This is a genomic window from Nocardiopsis sp. TNDT3, assembly GCF_003427465.1.
Taxonomy (GTDB): domain Bacteria; phylum Actinomycetota; class Actinomycetes; order Streptosporangiales; family Streptosporangiaceae; genus Nocardiopsis; species Nocardiopsis dassonvillei.
This window is the reverse complement of sequence record NZ_QPFC01000803.1, coordinates 1-3,757: the sequence shown is the minus strand read 5'-3', so window position 1 is coordinate 3,757 and position 3,757 is coordinate 1. Positions and strand designations below refer to the sequence as shown.

Annotated in this window: 3 protein-coding genes; all 3 read left to right on the top strand. The window is 76.5% G+C overall.

The annotated features are described in order from the left end of the window. Nucleotides 1–1,191, top strand: a 1,191-nt coding sequence (locus tag DQW06_RS19675) for a DUF4350 domain-containing protein (protein ID WP_232833087.1), incomplete at its 5' end; no start/stop codon positions are given. 58 nt (nucleotides 1,192–1,249) lie between these two features. Next, nucleotides 1,250–2,233 (top strand): MoxR family ATPase, encoded by a 984-nt coding sequence (locus DQW06_RS19670; RefSeq protein ID WP_013154754.1) that lies wholly within the window; start codon nucleotides 1,250–1,252, stop codon nucleotides 2,231–2,233. Further along, nucleotides 2,233–3,537 carry a DUF58 domain-containing protein gene (locus tag DQW06_RS19665; RefSeq protein WP_013154755.1) on the top strand — a complete coding sequence of 435 codons (1,305 nt, stop codon included), beginning with the start codon at nucleotides 2,233–2,235 and terminating at the stop codon, nucleotides 3,535–3,537. Before DQW06_RS19670 ends, DQW06_RS19665 begins: the two co-directional genes overlap by 1 nt. Nucleotides 3,538–3,757: the final 220 nt, after the last annotated feature.

Sequence of the window (3,757 nt, the reverse complement as noted above, 5' to 3'; positions counted from 1 at the left end):
GCGCCCCCGCGCTCCCCCGGCCGCGCGCCGTCCCGGGAGGACTCGCGCGTCCTGCGGGTGTGGCGCTCGGTCCGGGTTCCGGCAGCCGTGGTGGCCGCGCTCGTCACGGTCTCGGTGCTGCTGTCGCTGGGCAGCGAGCAGTTCCCCACCGGCCACCTGGAGCCCGGTTCCATCGACCCGGACGGCACGCGGGCGCTGGTGAACGTGCTGGAGGAGGACCGCGACGTGCACGTGGTGCGCTCCTCCGCCGCCGCGGAGGAGGCCGTGGCCGACGCCGGGGACGACGCCGTGCTCGCGGTCTTCCTGGACCACCGCCTGCTCCCCGAGGAGCTGGACTCGCTGGCCGCGCTCGACGTGGACACCGTCCTGGTGCAGCCGTCCACGCGGTCCCTGGAGGCGTTCGCCCCCCGGGTGACGATGACCGGCCGGGAGGAGCCCGAGGGGTTCCCCACGCCGGAGGCCCCCTACGCCCCCGAGTGCGGGCTGTCGGCCGCCGAGGCCGCGGGCGAGGCCTACGTCGCCGGTGAGCTGTACACGGCCGGTTCCGGCGCGGACGCCGTGGGCTGCTACCCCGGTGGCGGCGGCGACGCCCTGGTCCGGGTGGAGCGGGACGGGGCCGCCACGACCGTGCTGGGCACCGGCAGGCCGCTGACCAACACCGCGCTCTCCGCCGGCGGCAACGCCGCGCTGGCGATGAACCTCCTGGCCGCCGAGGACGTGGTGTGGCTGCGCCCCGACCCGCCCCAGCAGGAGGGCGGCTCCGGGCTGTGGCAGCTGCTGCCGCTGGGCCTGCGCTGGTCCCTGGTGCCGCTGGTGGCCGCGTTGGCGCTGCTCGCCCTGTGGCAGGGGCGCCGGATGGGCGCCCTGGTGCCCGAGTCGCTGCCCGTGGTGGTGCGCGCCTCGGAGACCACCGAGGGGCGTGCGGGACTGTACCAGTCGCGCAGGGCCCGGGACCGGGTCGCGGCCGCGCTGCGGTCGGGGTTCGTGGACCGGGTCGCACCCAAGCTCGGGCTGGGCGCGGACGCCGCGCCCGACACGGTCGTGGCGGCGGTCGCCTCGCGGACCGGTGACGACCCCGCCCACCTGCGGGCCCTGCTCCACCCCGGGCAGCCCGACCCGTACGCGGGCGACAACGACATGCTGGTCAGGCTCGCCGACGAACTCGACGAGCGCGCCCGGAGGCTCCGGTGACCCCGAGCCGCGGCGACCAGCGAACGACCACTGAGGTATCGAGAGAGGTAGACGGCACGTGAGCGCCTTCACACCCGAGGCACTGCCATCAGCCGACGAGGCGCGCGCGGCCCTGGTCGCCCTGCGCCGCGAGGTGGCCAAGGCCGTCGTGGGCCAGGACGAGACGGTGACCGCGATGGTCGTGGCGCTGCTGTGCCGCGGCCACGTGCTGATGGAGGGCGTGCCCGGTGTCGCCAAGACGCTGCTGGTGCGCACCCTCGCGGCCGCGCTGTCCCTGGACCACAAGCGGGTGCAGTTCACCCCGGACCTGATGCCGGGCGACGTGACGGGCTCGCTGGTCTACGACCAGCACACCGCGAAGTTCGAGTTCATGGAGGGGCCGGTCTTCACCAACCTGCTGCTCGCGGACGAGATCAACCGGACCCCGCCCAAGACCCAGGCGTCGCTGCTGGAGGCGATGGAGGAGCGCCAGGTGACCGTGGAGGGCAGACCGTCCGCGCTGCCCGACCCGTTCATGGTGGCCGCCACCCAGAACCCGGTGGAGTACGAGGGCACCTACCCCCTGCCCGAGGCCCAGCTGGACCGGTTCCTGCTCAAGGTGACCGTCCCGCTGCCCGAGCGGGCGGCCGAGGTGGAGATGCTGGGCCGCCACGCGGCCGGTTTCGACCCGGGTGACCTGGCCGCGGCCGGGGTCACCGCGGTGGCGGGCGCGGCGGAGCTGCGCGCGGCCCGGCTGGCCGTGGAGCGCGTGCGGGTGGCGCCCGAGGTCCTGGGCTACATCGTGGACCTGTGCCGGGCCACCCGGCAGTCGCCGTCCCTCCAGCTGGGCGCGTCCCCGCGCGGCGCCACGGCGCTGCTGCGCACCAGCCGGGCGTGGTCGTGGCTGTCGGGCCGCGACTACGTCACCCCCGACGACGTGAAGGCGCTGGCCAAGGGCACGCTGCGGCACCGGATCTCGCTGCGGCCCGAGGCCGAGTTGGAGGGGGCGACCACCGACGGAATCCTGGACGGTGTGCTCGCCTCCGTCCCGGTGCCGCGCTGATGGTGGTCACCGGCCGGGCGGTGCTGCTGGCGCTGGCGGCCACGGTCGCGGTGGCGCTGTCCGGTCTGATCGGCGCCGCGGCCGCGGCCGCGGCCCTGGGCGTGCTGGCGGCGCTGCTCGCCCTGGACGTCGTGCTGGCGGCGAGCCCCAAGGCGGTGCTGCTGTCCCGTGAGGGCGACACGTCGCTGCGCCTGGGCGACTCGGCGACGGTGTACGTGACCGTCGCCAACCCCACCCGGCGGGCACTGCGGGGGTCGGTGCGCGACGCCTGGCCGCCGAGCGCGCACGCCGCGCCGCGCAGCCAGCCGCTGCGGGTACCGGCCGGGGAGCGGCGCCGGGTGAGGACCGTCCTGACCCCGACGCGGCGCGGCGACGCCCGGGCCGCGGGCGTGACCGTGCGCAGCCTGGGGCCGCTGGGGCTGGCGGGCAGGCAGCGGACGCTGCCCGCGCCCTGGACCGTGCGCACGCTGCCGCCCTTCCACAGCAGGCGCCACCTGCCGGGCAAGCTGTCCCGGCTGCGCGAGCTGGAGGGGCAGCACACGGCGATGGTGCGCGGGCAGGGCAGCGAGTTCGACTCCCTGCGCGACTACGTGCCCGGCGACGACGTGCGGTCGATCGACTGGCGGGCCACGGCCCGCGGCGACGGCGTGGTGGTGCGCACGTGGCGGCCCGAGAGGGACCGGCGCATCCTCATCGTGCTGGACACCGGGCGCACGTCGGCCGGGCGGGTGGGCGACACCCCGCGCCTGGACCACGCCATGGACGCCGCGCTGCTGCTGGCCGCCCTGGCGGGCAGGGCGGGCGACCGGGTGGACTTCCTGGCCTACGACCGGCGCACGCGCGCGCAGGTGCGCTCGTCGGGCAAGGGCGGCCAGCAGGTGGGCCGGATCGTGGAGGCCATGGCCCCGCTGGAGGCGGAGCTGGTGGAGTCCGACCCGGCGGGCCTGGTGGGGACGGTCCTGGGCACGCAGGGGCGGGCCCGGCGGCTGGTGGTGCTGCTGACCGACCTGAACGCGGCGTCGCTGGAGGAGGGGCTGCTGCCGAGGCTGCCCGTGCTCACCTCCCGGCACCTGCTGCTGGTCGCCGCGGTCAACGATCCGGCGGTGGAGCTGATGGCCGCCGAGCGGGGCAGCGCGGACGCGCTGTACCGGGCGGCGGCCGCGGAGCGGACGCTGGGCGAGCGGCGCCGGGTGACCGCCGAGCTGCGCCGGATGGGCGTGGAGGTGGTCGACGCCGACCCCGAGCACATCGCGCCCGCGTTGGCTGACGCCTACATCAACCTCAAGGCGCAGGGCAGGCTGTAGGCCCGGGCCTCCCGCCCTCACCCTCCGGGTGCCGCCCAGACGGGGCGGCACCCGGACGTGCAGTATGGAGGGCATGGTTCCTCCCCCCGACGCCCATGACAACGCCTCCACCGGCGCCGTCCACGGCCAACTGCTCCAGGTGCGCGACATCCACGGCGGCGTGACCCTCCACGCGCCCGCTCCCGCGCCGCCGCCGCTCGCCGACGTGTCCCTGGACCCG